The 16,824-nt window shown below is 69.5% G+C and carries 14 protein-coding genes; 9 read left to right on the forward strand and 5 right to left on the reverse strand.

The features are described 5' to 3' along the window. The 3 genes from F3J18_RS28775 to F3J18_RS28785 form a co-directional block, all read left to right on the forward strand. Nucleotides 1-4,306 (forward strand): RHS repeat-associated core domain-containing protein (locus F3J18_RS28775; protein WP_166915542.1); only part of this gene is annotated, 4,306 nt, incomplete at its 5' end. A 13-nt stretch (nt 4,307-4,319) separates the two neighbouring features. Further along, entirely contained in the window at nt 4,320-4,715 is a 396-nt protein-coding gene (locus F3J18_RS28780) for a hypothetical protein (protein ID WP_025099668.1), read from the forward strand. After that, a complete protein-coding gene (locus tag F3J18_RS28785; protein WP_166915544.1) occupies nt 4,712-5,233 on the forward strand; it encodes a hypothetical protein in 522 nt (173 codons plus the stop codon). Before F3J18_RS28780 ends, F3J18_RS28785 begins: the two co-directional genes overlap by 4 nt. Nucleotides 5,234-5,319: 86 nt before the next feature. Here F3J18_RS28785 and F3J18_RS28790 read toward each other — a convergent pair whose 3' ends face one another. Beyond that, nucleotides 5,320-6,780 (reverse strand): catalase, encoded by a 1,461-nt coding sequence (locus F3J18_RS28790; protein ID WP_166915545.1) that lies wholly within the window; start codon nt 6,778-6,780, stop codon nt 5,320-5,322. Between the two features lie 548 nt (nt 6,781-7,328). On the opposite strand from F3J18_RS28790, the gene cfa reads away from it, so the two are divergent. From cfa to F3J18_RS28820, 6 genes are all read left to right on the forward strand, one after another. After that, nucleotides 7,329-8,525 carry a cyclopropane fatty acyl phospholipid synthase gene (gene cfa / locus F3J18_RS28795; protein WP_166915547.1) on the forward strand — a complete coding sequence of 399 codons (1,197 nt, stop codon included), beginning with the start codon at nt 7,329-7,331 and terminating at the stop codon, nt 8,523-8,525. Nucleotides 8,526-8,694: 169 nt separating this feature from the next. Further along, a complete protein-coding gene (locus tag F3J18_RS28800; RefSeq protein ID WP_166915549.1) occupies nt 8,695-9,441 on the forward strand; it encodes a CDP-diacylglycerol diphosphatase in 747 nt (248 codons plus the stop codon). Nucleotides 9,442-9,662: 221 nt separating this feature from the next. After that, nucleotides 9,663-10,646: an RNA polymerase sigma-70 factor gene (locus F3J18_RS28805; protein ID WP_205195607.1), complete on the forward strand. Its 984-nt coding sequence runs from the start codon at nt 9,663-9,665 to the stop codon at nt 10,644-10,646. Nucleotides 10,647-10,862: 216 nt separating this feature from the next. Then, nucleotides 10,863-11,342, forward strand: a complete 480-nt coding sequence (locus tag F3J18_RS28810) for a carboxymuconolactone decarboxylase family protein (protein WP_025099674.1) — start codon at nt 10,863-10,865, stop codon at nt 11,340-11,342. A gap of 109 nt (nt 11,343-11,451) precedes the next feature. Next, complete coding sequence (locus F3J18_RS28815) at nt 11,452-12,453, forward strand: LysR family transcriptional regulator (protein WP_025099675.1); 1,002 nt, start codon at nt 11,452-11,454, stop codon at nt 12,451-12,453. Between the two features lie 187 nt (nt 12,454-12,640). Then, nucleotides 12,641-13,075 carry a GNAT family N-acetyltransferase gene (locus tag F3J18_RS28820; RefSeq protein WP_166915551.1) on the forward strand — a complete coding sequence of 145 codons (435 nt, stop codon included), beginning with the start codon at nt 12,641-12,643 and terminating at the stop codon, nt 13,073-13,075. Between the two features lie 12 nt (nt 13,076-13,087). On the opposite strand, the gene F3J18_RS28825 is transcribed toward F3J18_RS28820, so the two are convergent. The 4 genes from F3J18_RS28825 to F3J18_RS28840 form a co-directional block, all read right to left on the reverse strand. Further along, on the reverse strand, nt 13,088-14,509 hold the full coding sequence (locus tag F3J18_RS28825; RefSeq protein WP_166915557.1) for a glycosyltransferase: 1,422 nt from the start codon (nt 14,507-14,509) through the stop codon (nt 13,088-13,090). A 137-nt stretch (nt 14,510-14,646) separates the two neighbouring features. Then, nucleotides 14,647-15,252 carry a cytochrome b gene (locus F3J18_RS28830; protein WP_025099678.1) on the reverse strand — a complete coding sequence of 202 codons (606 nt, stop codon included), beginning with the start codon at nt 15,250-15,252 and terminating at the stop codon, nt 14,647-14,649. A gap of 121 nt (nt 15,253-15,373) precedes the next feature. After that, complete coding sequence (locus tag F3J18_RS28835; protein ID WP_013697258.1) at nt 15,374-15,823, reverse strand: CHRD domain-containing protein; 450 nt, start codon at nt 15,821-15,823, stop codon at nt 15,374-15,376. Between the two features lie 381 nt (nt 15,824-16,204). Next, on the reverse strand, nt 16,205-16,824 hold a 620-nt coding region (locus tag F3J18_RS28840; protein ID WP_166915553.1), incomplete at its 5' end, for an anti-sigma factor.

The following is a 16,824-nucleotide window of genomic DNA, read 5'->3' on the forward strand; positions in this document are numbered from 1 at the left end:
CGCGGCCGCGCTCGGTGCCGGCGCGCTGGCCGCGGCGCCCGCGGTGATCGCGCTGGGCGGCGCGATGCTGCTGGAGAAGGTCGGCGTGACGGGCGCGATGGCCAGCGGCTTCACCCGGCTCGGCGACGCGCTCGGGCTCACCATCGGCCGGGGCGACCCGCACCCGGCCTGTGTTGGCGATGACATCGCCCATTCCTCGGGCTTCTGGGGAATGATGGTCGGGCTCGCGGTGGGCGTCGCGATCGGCGCGGCGATCGCCGCCACGGTCGTCACCGGCGGGCTGGCCGGCGCGCTGATCATTGGCTGCGTGATGGCCGGCGGCCTGAGCCTGGGCAGCGCGCTCGCGCAGGCCAGCCAGAGCATGGGCAGCAACTGCGGCAAGATCATGACCGGCTCGCGCACCGTCTACTTCGAGAAGAAGAAGGTCGCGCGCGTGAGCGACCTGGTGCAGTGCGAGCATCACTCGGGCGCGCCCGAGCCGCTGGTCGAGGGCAGCAAGACGATCTTCGTCAACGGCCTGCCGCTGGTGCGGATCGGCCACGAGACGCATTGCAGCGGCAAGGTCAACTCGGGGCGCAACAGCATCTGGATCGACAAGACCACCGGGCAATACGGCCCGAAGAACCCGGAGCTGACGGCCGGCCAGGAATTCCTGGCCGGGCTGCTGGGCGGCCTGATCGGCGCGAAGCTCGGGCATATGGTGGGCGAGCGCTTTCGGCCGAGTTCGACCGAATCGGTGGAGCAGACCGGCGTCGACGAGAACAAGCGCACCTGCGAGAAGGATCCGGTCGACGTGGCGAGCGGCGAGCTGGTGGAGCGCCGCCGCGATCTCTACATCCCCGGCGTGCTGCCCCTCGAACTGGCGCGACGCTATCGCACCCGCGCGACCGGGCACGGCCTGCTCGGCGAACGCTGGACCGACAACTGGTCGCAACGGCTGACTCGCGACGGCCGCGTGGTGCGCTTCCATGACGGAGCCGGGCTGGTGCTCGGCTTCGATGCGCCGGCCAGCGCCTTCGACGGCATCAATTTGCGCGAGCCGCGCTATCGTCTGGTCGGCAGTTGCGCCGAGCCGCGCATTCTCGATCGCGACACGCGACGGCTGCTGATCTTCGCCGAGCTGGCGGAGGTGGGCACGGCACGACTGGAACGCATCGAGGATCTCGACGGCAACGCGATCCGCTTCGGCTACGACGAGCAGGGCCGGCTTGCCGAACTCGCGCACAGCGATGGCTATCGCGTCGCATTGCATTATCACGGCGAGCAGCGGCACCCGCTCGCGATCGTGCTGCACGACGCGGATGGCATCGTCCATCGGCTGGTGGACTATGTCCACCAGGGCGGACGTCTGGTGGAGGTCGCGAGCCGCCAGTTCGGCGGGTTCCGCTACGACTACGACGACAACGGCTGGATGACGCGCTGGCGCGATACCGACCAGACCGAGGTTCACTATCGCTACGATCGCGACGGCCGCGTGATCGAGACCGGCACGCGCGAGGGCTACCACGGCGGGCGCTTCGTCTACGAGCCGGGACGCACCCGCGTGATCGATGCCGACGGCGAGTCGATCTACGACCACGACGCCGACGGCCTGGTGGTCGCGCACTGCAATGCGCTCGGCGCCACCGAGCGCTACGAGTGGGAGCTCGGTCGCTTGAGCGCGCGCATCGATCCGCTCGGGCGGCGCACCGACTATCGCTACGACGCGCGGGGGCAACTGGTCGGCGTGATCGAGGCGAGCGGCCGTGCGATGGCCTTCGAGCACGACGAGGAGCAGCGGCTGGTGGCGGTGGTGCTGCCTTCGGGCGGGCGCATTCGGCTCGAATACGATCACCTGCGCCGCCTGATCGAGCGCACCGAGCCCGACGGCACCCGCACGCAATATCGCTATGGTTCGCGCGGCGAGCTGCTGCGGGTGGTTCGCGGCGCGGCCGAGACGCGCTTCGACTACGACGCGCGCCTGCGGCCCAGCGAGGTGGTGCTGGCGAGCGGCGCGAGGTTTCGCCGCGAGGTCGACGTGTTCGGGCGCCTGCTTGCCGAAACCTCGCCCGATGGACAGCTCACGCGCTTCGACTACACGCCGGGCCCCGACAACCCGCGCGGCCTGCTGCGCGCCGTGACGCGAGCCGACGGCTCGGTGCTGAGCGCGCGTTACAACAGCGAGGGCCTGGCGATCGAGCAGGTCGATCCGCTGGGCCGCGTGATCCGGCGCCGCTACGGGCCGTTCGACCTGCTGACGGCCAGCATCGACGCGGCCGGCCAGGAAACGCGCTACGAATACGATCATCGCACCTGCCTGAGCCGCGTCACCAATCCGCTGGGCGAAACCTGGACCTACGACTACGACGCGGCGGGCCGGCTACGCTCGGAAATCGACTGGGGAGGGCGTCTCACGCGGTATCGGCGCGACGCGGCCGGCCGCCTGCTGGCGCGCGGCCTGCCGGATGGCGCCGAATGGCGCTACAGCTACGACGCGCTCGACCGCATCACCGCCATCGACGCGGGCGATGTCCGCATCGTCTATCGCTACGACGCCGGCGGGCGGCTCGCCTCGGCCGAGGTGCAGGGCGAGCACCCGCACCTGACGCGCTTCGCCTACGACGCGCATGGCCGCCTGATCGGCGAGGACCAGCATGGCGACTTGCTGCGCCATGTCTACGACGAGTCGGGGCGCCGCTGCCTGCGCGCCACGCCGACCCGCGAGACGGTCTACGCCTATGACCCGCTCGGCGCGCTGACGCGCGTCGGCGGCCTCGAGATCGAGCGAGACGGGCTCGGACGCGAGATCGCCCGGCACGCCGGGGCCTTCGTCGCGCGCGTCGAATACGACGTCTGCGGGCGCATCCGCAAGCAGGTGGCCGGCCCCGAGGATCTGCTGGCGATGCTGCAGACCGATCCGGCCGGCGCGATCGAGCAGCTGACGCGCCAGGTCTATCGCTACGATGCGGCAGGCGATCTGGCCGGCATCGACACCGAGGCCGATACGATCGACTACCGGCGCGACGTGCGCGGCCAGGTCACCGCTGTCGACGCGGCGCGGCAGCCGGCCGAGCGCTATGGCTACGACGCGGCGATGAACCTGGGCGCGCACGGCGAGCAGGACACCGGCGAGGCGCATCGCCATGCGCCCGGCGGCCTGCCGGAGCGCGTCGGCTACGCGCGCTGGCGCTACGACGCACGAGGTCGCGCGATCGAGAAGACCGTCGAGCGGCCGGGCTTCCGGCCCAGGACCTGGCGGTACGACTGGGATGGTCTGAATCGCCTGGTCAAGCTGAGCACGCCCGAGCACGGCGTGTGGACCTATCGCTACGACGCTTTCAACCGGCGCGTCGACAAGCGCCGGGTGGGAGCACGCGAGAGCACGCGTTATCTCTGGGACGGCCCGGCACTGGCCGAGCGCTGGACCGAACTGCGCGACGGCACCACCGGCGAGGTGGTGACCTGGCACATCGACCCGGGCAGTTTCCGTCCGCTCGCGCAGGAAACCGACGACGGCCTGTATCCGATGCTGACCGACCAGGTCGGCATGCCGAAGGCGATCTTCGATGCGCGCGGCGAACGTGTCTGGAAGGGGGCGCATTCGCTGTGGGGGCGGCTGCTGGACAGGCCGGCGGCCAACGACGAGGCCGGCACGCTCGACACCACGCTGCGTTTCCCGGGGCAATGGGCCGACCAGGAATCGGGGCTCAGCTACAACCTGAACCGCTACTACGATCCCGACTCGGGCCAGTACCTGAGTCCCGATCCGCTTGGCCTGGCGGGCGGCTTGCGCACCCAGGGCTACGTCGAGAATCCGACCGGGCGCATCGATCCGCTCGGGCTGTCCGGCTGCGAGGAGTTCGACGTCAACAAGGTCACGGCCAAGGACATCCCGACCTTCGCCAGCGGCAAGTTCAACGAATGGTTCGACGCGCGCACGCCGGAGGAGATCTCGACGATGTACGAGCAGCCGGCCCTGCGCGCCAAGATCGAATCGGGATTGCGCGGCGCGGGTGGCAATCACGAGATGCTGATGGTGGCCGAGGCGCCGCAATGGAAGCAGTGGGACGTGAGTGCGAAGCAGGTGCAGGAGGACTTCGCGATCCCGATTTCGGACCTCAACGAGGGCGGCCTCGCGAACGGCTGGAAGCACTCGACCGGGTTGCCGAACTCGAAGGCTCCGGGCTCGAAGATGGTCCATAATCAGCTCCAGTCGATCATCCAGAACTCGAGCAGCCTGTCGGATTTCAAGCAGAACATCCGGCCGTGGGCCGACAAATGGATCACCGGCGGCTACGATGCGCTGCCGTCGGGTTTTCATCAATAGGAGAGCCTGAACCATGGCATCGCGCGATTATTCCGAGGACGAGGATTTCTACACGCAGAACTTCGAGAAGAAGGGCGTGCTGTCGGTCTGGCTCGGCATGCTGGATCGCAGCGGCGATACCGACATCGATACCTTGCAGGACTTGTGCGGGGTCGGCTACTACCGCCTGAGCGATCAGGAAAACAATCATTTCGATTTCCAGATGAGCGATATCGGCGACCTGCTCGCCGATTTGTCCTATGCCGATTCGTATCGCGACGCGGTGTTGGCGGCGGCCGCGGCGCGCGGCATCACGCAGGCCCGAAGCGTGTTGGTGCAATACGATTTCGCCTACGATCCCAAGGTCGTCACGCGCAAGATCGACGAGGATCCGCTGTTCCTCGGCGTGTTCGACTACTCGGACCAGTGAGCGCGGACGAGGCCGTCGAGGTATTGCGGCTGCTCGCGTCCGACACGCTGTTCGCGGGGCTGCCGGACGCAGCCGTGGCAGGCGCGATCGTGACTGCCGATCTGGATCTGGCCTTGCTGCTTGCGTTCGAGCAGTCTTTGCCGGAAGGCTATCGCGTCTGGCTCGATGCCATCGAGCAATGCCGGGCCCACCTGCGTCGGCACCCGCGCTTCGATGCTGCCCAAGGTTTCGTCGAGCGATGGATGCTGGAATGCCAGCGCCGCCAGGCCGGCGAGCGCATCGAGCATCGCAAGCGAAGGCTTGCCGGCAGCAACACGCCGCGCGACGATTTCCGTTGGTCCGAGGCGCGCGAGGATGCGATGTTCGTACTGGCGACCCTCGCGATCCATCGTTGGCTGGATTTGCCGGCCGAGCCCTGGCTCGACGGGGCAGGGCAGGCTTATCGGCTGGGCGGCTGGCCTTGCGGGCTTCATGAAGACGGCCGGCTGGTGATCTTCGACCCGGCCTCGCTCACGTAAGCGCGGCGATCGAACCGCATGGCGCCGAGCCGCCGGCTTCGGGCATCGGCCCGGCGCCGGCGGCCTGACCGGCGCCGGCCGCGTCCTTACTTGGCCGCCGCCAGCTTCGCCAGCGCCGCGGCCACCCCCGCGCCATAGGCCGGATCGGCCTTCGCGCAGTTCTCCACGTGGCGCTGCTTGACCTCCTCGCGCGCGTCGCCCATCGCCCGCGCCGTGTTGTCGAACAGCGCCTGCTTCTGCGCCTCGTTCATCATGCGGAACAGGTTGCCCGGCTGCTGGTAGTGATCCTCGTCGACGCGATGATCCCAATGCGCGGCCGCGCCGTCGATCGCCAGCGGCGGCTCGTTCAACTGGGGCTGGTCGGTCCACTCGCCCTTGCTGTTCGGCCAGTACGAGGGCGTGCCGCCGAGGTTGCCGTCGGTGCGCATCGCGCCGTCGCGGTGATAGCTGTGGAACGGGCACTTCGGCGCGTTCACCGGGATGTGGTTGAAGTTCACGCCGAGCCGGTAGCGCTGCGCGTCCGGGTAGGAGAACAGCCGCGCCTGCAGCATCTTGTCGGGCGAGTAGCCGATCCCCGGCACGATGTTCGAGGGCGAGAAGGCGGCCTGCTCGGTTTCGGCGAAGAAGTTCTCGGGGTTGCGGTTCAGCTCGAAGTAGCCCACCTCGATCAGCGGGAAATCGCCCTTCGGCCAGACCTTGGTCAGGTCGAACGGGTTGAACGGGAAGGCCTTGGCCTGCGCGTCCGTCATCACCTGGATGAACAGCGTCCAGCGCGGGAACTCGCCGCGCTCGATGCTCTGGTACAGGTCGCGCTGGTGCGATTCGCGATCCTTGCCCACCAGTTGCTCGGCCTCGGCGTCGGTCAGGTTCTCGATGCCCTGCTGGCTGCGGAAGTGGAACTTCACCCAGCTGCGCTCGTTGGCCTCGTTGATGAAGCTGTAGGTGTGGCTGCCGAAGCCGTGCATGTGGCGGAAGCTGCGCGGCAGGCCGCGCTCGCTCATCACGATGGTGACCTGGTGCAGCGCCTCGGGCAGCAGCGACCAGAAATCCCAGTTGCTGTCGGCGCTGCGCATGCCGGTGCGCGGATCGCGCTTGATCGCGTGGTTGAGGTCCGGGAACCGCAGCGGATCGCGGAAGAAGAACACCGGCGTGTTGTTGCCCACCACGTCCCAGTTGCCTTCCTCGGTGTAGAACTTCAGCGCGAAGCCGCGGATGTCGCGCTCGGCATCGGCCGCGCCGCGCTCGCCCGCCACCGTCGAGAAGCGCGCGAACATCGGCGTTTGCTTGCCGATCTCCGAGAAGATCCTCGCCTTGCTGTAGCGCGTGATGTCGTGCGTGACCGTGAAGCTGCCGTGCGCGCCCGCGCCCTTGGCGTGCATGCGCCGCTCGGGGATCACCTCGCGGTCGAAGTGCGCGAGCTTCTCGATCAGCCAGACGTCCTGCAGCAGGGCCGGGCCGCGCGGGCCGGCGGTCTGGATGTTGAGGTTGTCGCTGACCGGGGCGCCGGCCGCGTGGGTCAGGTAGGTCGGGGTCGTCTTGTCGGACATGAAACTTCTCCTGAGCTTGAGTGTGGGGAGCGCGCGCCGATCGGTTCGGCACGACGCGCTGCCGGCGCGGCAGCGGGCTGCATCGCGCGAGGGCAGGTGTTCCGTGGCGGGTCTCGCGCATCGCGCCTCGCGGCGGGCGATGCGCGCAGCGGATTCTGGGCGAAGCCGCCGCGGCGTGCAGAGATGGTCCCGGCAGGCGCGCGGCGCTTCGCGGCAGTTTCGGCGCGGATCGGCTATCGTATTTGCAGCGCGGCGCGAGACGCATCGAAGCCCATGGAAAACGCAATCAGTTTCCCTTGTTCAATAGCTAATCTCAATAAAAACCGCGCGACGATTGCTGCCATTTCACGTGCATTCCGGACACGGGGCGCGGCGAGACAGGCGGGGGATGCCGGTAGCGGGCGAGGGCCTGCCCGCGGGTTCAGGCTATCGGGTCCATTCGAATATTGAATTTCACAGGCCGGCGGCGTTCCGGCGATAGTGCTGACCCGACAAGAGACCGCGCAATCCTGGCGGCGCACGACCCTCGAACTGGAGAACCAGCCGGCATGACACCCGAACCTTCCATCCCCGGCCAATCCGAACACGGGACTTCCCGGCAGGCGGGCGCGGCGCCCGCGGCGCTGGTTTCGCTGCTGAGGGCAGCCGACGTCGAGATCGGCGGCAAGCGCGCCTGGGACATCCAGGTGCACGACCGCGAGGTCTATCGGCGCATCTTCTCGAGCTGGTCGCTGGGCTTCGGCGAAGCCTACATGGACGGGCTGTGGGATTGCGAGCGGCTCGACGAGCTGTTCACCAGGCTGCTGCTCACCGATATCGACATGGCGGCGCTCGGCATGGCCAAGCTGCGGCTCGGCTACGAGCACCTGCGGCATCGCCTGTTCAACCTGCAGTCGAGAAGCCGCGCGTTCCAGGTGGGCGAGCAGCACTACGACGCCGGCAACGACGTGTTCGAGGCCATGCTCGATTCGCGCATGATCTATTCGTGCGGCTACTGGGAACACGCCACCGATCTCGAGCAGGCGCAGTTCGACAAGCTCGACATGCTGTGCCGCAAGCTGCAGTTGAAACCCGGCGAGACCCTGCTCGACATCGGCTGCGGCTGGGGGGGCCTGGCCAAGTTCGCGGCCGAGCGCTACGGCGTGAAGGTGACCGGCGTGACCGTCTCCAAGGAGCAACTGGCGCTGGCGCAGGAGCGCTGCCGCGGGCTGCCCGTCACGCTGCTGCTGCAGGACTATCGCGAGCTGCAGGGCAGCTTCGACAAGATCGTCTCGGTCGGCATGTTCGAGCACGTCGGCCCGAAGAACTATCGCACCTACTTCGATACCGCCAGGCGGTTGCTGGCGCCCGAGGGCATCTTCGTGCTGCATTCGATCGGCATCGCCAGCGAGTCGGCCGGCACCGATCCCTGGATCGACCGCTATGTGTTCCCCAACGGCAAGCTGCCGGCGCCGGGGCAGATCGTCGAGGCGGTGGACGGGCGCTTCCTGATCGAGGACTGGCACAACTTCGGCCCCGACTACGACCGCACGCTGATGGCCTGGTGGGCGCGTTTCGATGCGGCCTGGCCGAGCCTGAAGTCGGGCTACGACCTGCGCTTCTATCGCATGTTCAAGTACTACCTGCTCTGCTGCGCGGGCTTCTTCCGCTCGCGCCAGGGGCAGCTCTGGCAGATCGTGCTGACCCATCCGCAGCGCCGCGAGACCTATCGCTCGGTGCGGCTGAGCGCGAGCTCGGCGCGCTGAGGTAGCGGGCAGGGCGGCGCCTGCCCCGGCGAGCGCCGTGCCGGCGTTTCGCGGGGCGAAGCGGCCCGCGCCGGCGCTTGTCGCGCGCGACGCGACGATGGACAATCGCCGGGCCGTCCCCGCGCGCGAGCCATCGCGCGCGGCCTTCGATCCGCTTCCGCCCCGAACCATGCGCGTCTCGTTCCGTTCCTGCCTGCGTCTGCTACCCATCCTCGCCATGCTGCTGGCCGCGCGCGAGGCGCTGGCCGTCGATCACGACATCCTCTGGAAGCGCATCAGCGGCCAGTGCCTGCCGAACTACCAGGCCCGCGAAAGCTACAGCCCCTGCGCCTTCGTCGATACCGCGCACGGCTACGTGCTCTACAAGGTCGACCGCGATCCCTATCAATACCTGCTGCTGCCGAGCGAGCGCATCACCGGCATCGAGGATCCCCGCCTGGCCGCGCCCGGCACGCCCAACTACTTCTGGTACGCCTGGCAGGCGCGCGCGCTGCTGGCCGAGAAGCTCGGCAAGCCGCTGCGCGAGACCGACATCGCGCTGACCGTGAATGCCGAGAACGCGCGCACGCAGAACCAGCTGCATATCCATATCTCCTGTCTCGAGCCGAAGGTGCGCGCGATGCTCGACACGCTCGAAGCCGGCAAGCTGGGCGATGGCTGGTTCGCGCTGCCGGGGCGCATCGGCTGGCACAGCTACATGGCCAGGAAGATCGACGCGGCCGAACTGGCGCATACCGATCCCTTCGCCCTGGTGCGCGAGAAGCTGGCCGCCGAGCACGAGCCGCTGGCCTATACCGGCGTGGCGCTGGTCAAGCTCGATGCGCGACGCTTCCTGGTGCTGGCGGCCACGGGCAATGCGCTGCTCGGCGTGCCGGCCGAGGAGATGCAGGATCATCGCTGCAGCATCGCCGGTTGAGCGCCGGTTGAGCGCTGACTTAGCGCTGACTTAGCGAGATTCGGGCGCAAACCCGACGCAAACCGGGCAGCGCGCGAAAAATTCGACGGCGGCCGTCACAAACGGGTCGCCTCGAACGTCTGGCGAAGGACACGGCCGTGCGGGCCGTGTCCGCCGCGCTCCCGCCCGGGCCGGGAGGCGGCGATGTCTCGATCCCGCCCCCTCTCCACGGGCCGACCATCATGATTCGAACCCCAGCCGCCGCGAACGATCCCGCCTCCGACGACGGCAGCGACAGCGACGAAGCCGGCAACGCCCGCGACGCGATACGCCGCTTCGACAGCCTGCGTCCGCGCCTGCACGGCATCGCCTATCGCATGCTGGCCTCGGTCGCCGAGGCCGAGGACGTGGTGCAGGACGCCTGGCTGCGCTGGCACGGCGCGAATCGCGAGGAGATCGACAATGCCGAGGCCTGGCTGGTGTCGGTCACCACCCGCATCGCGATCGACCGGCTGCGCGCGGCCAAGGTTCAGCGCGAGCACTACAGCGGCTTCTGGCTGCCCGAGCCCGCGCTGTCCGAGGCGCCGGCCACGCCCGACCAGCTCGCCGAGCGTGCCGACGATCTCTCGGTGGCCTTCCTGATGCTGCTCGAACGCCTGACGCCGGAGGCGCGCGCGGCCTTCCTGCTGCGCGAGGTGTTCGACGCCGGCTACGACGAGGTGGCCAGCGCGATCGGCAAGAGCGAGGCGGCCTGCCGCCAGTTGGTGAGCCGTGCCCGCACGCAGTTGCGCGAGGCGCGGCCGCGCTTCGCCGTCTCGCCGGCGCGGCATCGGCAGTTGCTGGCGGGTTTCGCGCGCGCGCTCGAGAGCGGCGATTTCGCGACGCTGCAGGCGCTGCTGGCCGAGGATGCGGTGCTGATCGGCGACGGCGGCGGCCGGGTGCCGAGCTTTCCCTGGCCGATGGTGGGCGCTCGGCGCATCGCGCAGCTTTTCTACGCGGGCGCGCGACGCTTCCCGGGCGCGGTGCGCGCCGAGCTCGCCGTGCTCAACGGCCAGTGGGCGCTGCTGCGCTTCATCGACGGCCGGCTCGAATCGGCGCAGACCTACGAGACCGACGGCGAACGCATCCGGCGCATCCTGGTGCAGCGCAATCCCGACAAGCTGGCGCGGATCGCCGCCGCGCGCGGCGAGGCCGTCGGCGGCGACGGCTGGGCGCCGGCTTCCTGATGCGCGGCGATCGATGCGCGGCGATTGATGTACGGCGATCAAGGCACGGCGATCAAGGCACGGCGATTGGTGCGCGCGCGGCAACGGCGTGAGCCCGCCGCGCGGCTTCCGCGCTTGATCGCTCGCTCCTAGCATGGGTTCAGTCCGGCGCGCGGCCGGATCCGGCGATCGGGCCGGCGCCGCGCGACCGCCATCCACCCATCATGGAGTGCCCTCATGTCCCAACGTATCGACGCCTCGCGCCAATCCTCCAAGCTGTTCCACAAGCTGATCGAGTTCAGCAACCTGCTGCACGACAGCACGATCGAGCGAACCATCCTCGATCTCGTCTCGATCCGCGCCTCGCAACTGAACGGCTGCGGCTTCTGTGTCGACATGCACGTCAAGGAAGCGAGCCTGCATGGCGAGCGCGCGCTGCGCCTGCACCACCTGGCGATCTGGCGCGAGTCGACGCTGTTCGCGCCGCGCGAGCGGGCCGCGCTGGCCTGGACCGAGGTGCTCACGCGCCTGCCCGAGCAGGGCGTGCCCGACGAGATCTACGAGCGCGTGCGCACGCAGTTCTCCGAGGCGGAATTGTCGGACCTGAGCTTCGCGGTGATGGCGATCAATGCCTGGAACCGTCTCAACGTCGGCTTTCGCACCGTGCCCGGCTCGGCCGACAAGGCCTATGGGCTCGACAAGGCGAACCTGTCCTGAGCGGGCTTGCCGGGTCGCGCAGGCGGCCCGGTGAAAAAACGCGAAACGCTGTCACAACATGCGCGCGCCGGACGTCTTGTGGTGATCCGCAACTCTGTTCGAGCCCGCCATGTCCCTGTTTCCCGATCATCGCGCCGCCGCCCGCCCGGGCGGCGACGACGTTTTCGCCGCCAGCTTCGCCACCAGCTACACGGGCGTGATCGCCTTCCTCGCGGTGGCGGCCGAAGGGAGTTTCGCGAAGGCCGGCGAGCGGCTCGGCATCGGCCGCTCGGCGGTCAGCCGCAACGTGCAGAAGCTCGAGGCCCAGCTCGACGCGCGCCTGCTGCTGCGCACCACGCGCTGCACCCAGCTCACGCGCGAGGGGCAGTTGTTCTACGAGCATTGCCGCCCTGGCATCGAGCAGATCGCACAGGCGCTCGACGAGATGCGCGAGCTGCGCAGCGGGCCGCCGCGCGGCGCCTTGCGCGTGCGCGCGGCCAGCGGCTTCGGCCGGCGCGTGGTGGCGCCGCTGCTGCGCGGCTTTCGCGAGCGCTATCCCGAGATCGCGCTCGACCTGCTGCTGCACGACGGGCCGCCCGATTTCGCCGCCGGGCGCATCGACGTGGCGTTTCGCGACGGCATCCTGGAGGACAGCCAGCTGATCGCCCGGCGGCTGATGCCGATGCGCCTGCTGGTCTGCGCCTCGCCCGCTTATGCGAGCCGCCACGGCCTGCCGCGCGATCTCGGCGAGCTCGCCGCGCATCGCTGCATCGGCCTGCGCGGCGCGGCGGGTTCGGTCGAAGCCTGGACGTTTCGCGCCGAGGGCGGCGTGCGTCGCGTCGTGCCCGAGGCGCGCCACGGCTTCAACGATCCCGAGCTGGCGATGCAGGCGGCCCTGGACGGCGAGGGGCTGGCGCAACTGCCGGCCTACCTGGCCTGCGAGGCCTTGCGCGAGGGACGGCTGCTGGCCTGCCTGGGCGCCTTCGCCGACGAGGATCGCGGCCACTATCTCTGCTATCCGAGCCGCAAGCACCTGCCCACGCGGATCCGCGTGTTCGTCGACTACATGAGCGAGGCGACGCGCGCGCTCGACTTCGATTGCGCGCCGGGGCTGCTGAGCTTGTCGGCCTGAGCGGCCGGCGGTTCGCGACGACAGGCAAGGGCGGCGCGATTGCATCGATTCCGTCGAGGTGGCGACGGTACGCCGGCATCGAGCGCGCGCGGCATAGGCAGGGCCGCCGCGCCGTGGCACCATGTGCGCTCTTTTTTTCCGCGCTTGCTGTTGCAGCGCCCGCTTCGCCACCGATCCGCCCGAACCGATGACCACCCAAGCCGCCTATTCGATCCAGCTCGCCGAGGGCAAGCACGAGGCCGCGCGCGAGCTGCTCGCGCGCAAGCTCGACGACTACAACAACCTCAATTCGGGACAGCCCGACAACACGCCGCTCGACCTGGTGGTCAGCGACCCGGCCACCGGCGAAGTGCTGGGCGGCCTGTCGGGACGCACCTCGCTGGGCGTGTGCTTCATCGACATGCTGTATCTGCCGCAGACGCTGCGGCGCGGCGGGGTGGGCAGCGAGCTGCTGGCCCGTGCCGAGGAGGAGGCGAGACGGCGCGGCTGCGACAACGCCGTGCTCTACACGATTTCGTTCCAGGCGCCGCGCTTCTACGAGAAGCACGGCTTTCGCGTGTTCGGCGAGGTGCCCTGCCAGCCGGCCGGCACCTCGCGCTACTTCATGATCAAGCCGCTCTGAAGCGCGGCGGGCTCAGTTGCCGTCGCCGACCAGGCCGGTGCGCTCCTGGGCGCCCCAGCGCTGGTTGCCGCGCAGGAAGTGCACCCAGCCGAGCGCGGCGCCGGTGTGGCGCAGCACCTGGAAGCTGAAGGGCTCCAGCACCGAGGCGACGAAGGCGATCGCCAGGCTCGATTGCTCGCGATAGCCGGTCCAGCGGCGATAGAGATGGATCGACCAGAGGTGGAAGGCGAAGTCGATCACGATCTTGGCCGCGATCACGCCCGAGATCGACAGCGCCACATGGAAGCGGTGCTCGACGAGGAACACGAACAGCAGCGCGATGGCGGTCAGGCCGTAGATCGGCTGCAGCGTGTCGAGCGCCTTGACCGGCAGCATCAGCATGCCGAGCTGGCCGTAGCGGCGGTTGCCGGTCATGTCGCGGTTCCAGTACTGGGTCTGCAGGAAGCCCGCGAACCAGCGGCGGCGCTGGCGCAGGAAGCTGCGCAGCGTGCCGGGCGCGTCGGTGTGCGCATGGGCGTCGCCGATCACGCGTACGCGCCAGGTCTCGCCGTGCTCGACCGCGTAGCGGCGCAGCCGGTGGATCAGTTCGTAGTCCTCCACGAGGCACTCGCCGTCGAAGCCGCCCACCTTGAGCAGCGCGTCGAGGCGGAAGCAGGCGAACGCGCCCGAGATCAGCAGCAGGCTGTCGGCGCGCATCCAGGCGAAGCGCGAGATGAAGTTGCGGATGTACTCGTAGGTCTGGAACCACTGGAAGAAGCGGCCCGACAGGGTGCGCGCGCAGATCGGCGTGAGGATGCCGGTGGCGGCCACCAGCGCCGGCTCGGCCGCGAAGGCGCGACGCATCGCGGCGCAGGCGTCGCGCGCCAGGCGCGTGTCGGCGTCCACCGTCATCACCGCGTCGGTCTCGATGTGCAGCAGCGCGGCATTGAGCGCGGCGGCCTTGCCGCCGTGCGGCACGCGCAGCCAGCGCAGGTTCGGGTGGGTCGTGCTGGGCGCGCTCAGCTCGCCGTCGGGGGCCTGCACCAGCCCGTATTGGTGGGTCAGCACGCCGATCGTGTCGTCGCTCGAGCCGTCGTCGGCAAAGATGATCTGCTGCAGCGGCTCGCTCTGCGAGAACAGGCCGTCGAGCGTCACCTTGATCACGCTGGCCTCGTTGTAGGCGGCCACCACCACGCCGAGGCTCGGCTGGCGAGCGCCGGGCGCGGGCCTGGCCGGCGCATGCAGGCGCGAGATCGGGCCGGCCAGCGGCAGGATCTTGAAGGCCACGAAGGACAGCAGCAGCGTGTCGTAGATCACGTAGGCGATGCCCACCGACCAGGACACCAGGCCCGGCACCAGGGCGCGCGTGAGCAGCAGCACCCATACGGCGATCGCGGTGCCGTGGATCAGCACGCTGGCCAGGGTGGTGCCGCGCGGCGTGAGGCGCGGCGACATGCGCGTGCGGGCCTGCTCGAGCGCTTCGCGCGCGGCCGCGACGGTGCCGTGGCTGCCGCTGCCGGCGGCGGGGCGCCGCGGCGGGTTCGACGGACGGTCCATGCGGGGCTCCCGGACGAGGGTGGAAGGAGGGCAGCTCACGGCAGCATCCGGCGCAGGACCGACTCGCGATCGAACAGCTCGTGCTTGAGCGCGCCGAGGATATGCATGGCGAGCACCACGTACAGCGCGTAGGCAGCCCAGGTGTGCATCGCGCCGAACAGGTCGTGCAGGTGATCCTTCACGGCGGGCGGCAGGCTCTCGATGAAGCCGAGGCGGAACCAGGGGATCACGTAGTAGAGAGACATCGGATGCGTGGCCGCGCCGTTCCAGGCCGAGTCGTGCAGCCAGCCGGTGATCGGTAGCGTGAACATCAGCACGTAGAGCAGGATATGGGCGACATGCGCGGCGCGCAGTTCCCAGCGGCGGAACCAGGCCGGCAGCGAGGGCGGGCGATGCGAGACGCGCCACAGCAGGCGCAGGATCGCTAGGCCCAGCACGGTGATGCCGATCGACTTGTGGATATCGATCGCGGGCCGCACCCAGGCATCGGGCATCGCGTCGGCCGACAGCGCGATCGCGACGTTGCAGAGGATGCCGAGTGCGATCAGCCAGTGCAGCACCATGGCCGTGCGCGTGTAGCGCGGCACGCTGCGGCTCGCATCGGCGGCCGGGCTGGCCTGGGACGGGGCACGTGAATTCATGTCGGTTCTGGTCTCGTGGTGGGGACGTCGGGGCCGGGTTCAGGGACGCTGCCGGTTCAGGGCGCGTCGCGGCCGGGCGACCGGGCCGCGCTCGCGGCGGCGGCCGGTCGCCATGGCCGGCTTACTGCTTGTCGGCGGCAACCTGGCCGCGGATCTCGCCGCCCGGGTTCTTCGCCGTGTGCACGTTGAAGTACCAGTTGCCGGCCAGCAGGCCGGCTTCCTGGGTGGCGCTCAGCGTGGCATGGCCGTCGATCGGGCTCGGCACGTCCTTCATGTCGATCGGGATCATCACGCCGGCGTTCTGGCCGACCGGCGCCGGGCCGTGGAAGTGCGCCATGGTGGCCGGGCCGGTCAGGTCCGAGTAGACCACGTGCCAGCTCAGTACCTTGGTGCTGGTGTCGTAGCTGCCGGTCAGCGTGCCGTGGCCGTCGCTTTGCTTGGGCGGCACTTCGGAGGCGGCGTTCAGCGTGGCGTGCACGGCCAGCGTGTCGGCGTGGGCGGACAGCGAGGCGCCGAGGCCGAGGAGGCTCAGCGAGGCGATCAGCAGGGCGCGGTGCGGGATCAGTTTCATGGTGTGGTCGGTGGGTCGTTTGCGTTGAGGGAGCCGGGCGGACGCAGTTCTCGTCCGCTCCCTTGCATAACGCGCGCGGCCGGGGGTTTATTCCATCGCCTCGGGCTGGCATCGGTCACGTCGCGCGAGGTCTGGGTGCCGGATCGGCCCGCGCGTGCATGACAGGTTCATGCATTAGCGCATAGATTCGCGCGGCTCGCAGCGGCCGCGTCGAACGCTCGTATTACCGGGGGTTGCGAGCGCGGCGCCTTGCTTGTCAGGAACGTAAGCGGGGCTCTGTTTCGCAGGACTGATCAAAGGAATTCGAAAGCAGGACGTAAACGAAAGCGGGGCATCGGGCGCCGCGTCGACGCCCGATGCCCCGCCGTCTCGTACCGTGCCTCAGCCGGCGTGCGCCGGGGCCGCCGCCGGCAGCGCGGAATAGAGCGGCGCCGCGCCGGGCGCCGAGATGCGCTGCGCGACCAGGGCCAGGTCGGCGTCGCCGGGCTGGCCGATCAGCGCGTAGGCGAGCGTCGATTGCCGCCAGTTGACCACGTCCATCTGCGCGATGCTGCGCGAGGCGATCGCCTGGTCGGGCTTGGCCTCCTTCATCACGCACAGCGCGATCGGCGCGCCGTGCTCGGGCAGGTAGACGATCTGTACCAGCGGGCGGCCCTCGAAGCGCAGCCGCTGCACGCGCTTGAACGTGAGGCCGGCCGCGCGCAGGTCGGGGATCGTCATGTCGAAGCCGTCGACCCGGCGGATCTCGTCGAGCGTGCTGGCCGTCGCGGCCGGGTCGGCGTTCACCGAGGCCAGCGTGTCGCGCGAATAGAGCTGCTGGTAGCCGGCGGCCGCGGCGATCCAGGTGCGCGGGGTCGAGCCCGCGCCGAACGGCGCGTCGAGGCCGACAGCGCCCGGCGCGAACTGCAGGATGCCGCGGCACAGGAAGGCGCCGGCCACGAAGGCGACCGCGAGCCAGGCCGGTGCCACGCGCAGGCGCGAGCGCGGCGGCGCGGAGCCGG

The sequence above is a fragment of the Burkholderia sp. Ax-1720 genome (assembly GCF_011753035.1).
GTDB lineage: Bacteria > Pseudomonadota > Gammaproteobacteria > Burkholderiales > Burkholderiaceae > Burkholderia > Burkholderia gladioli.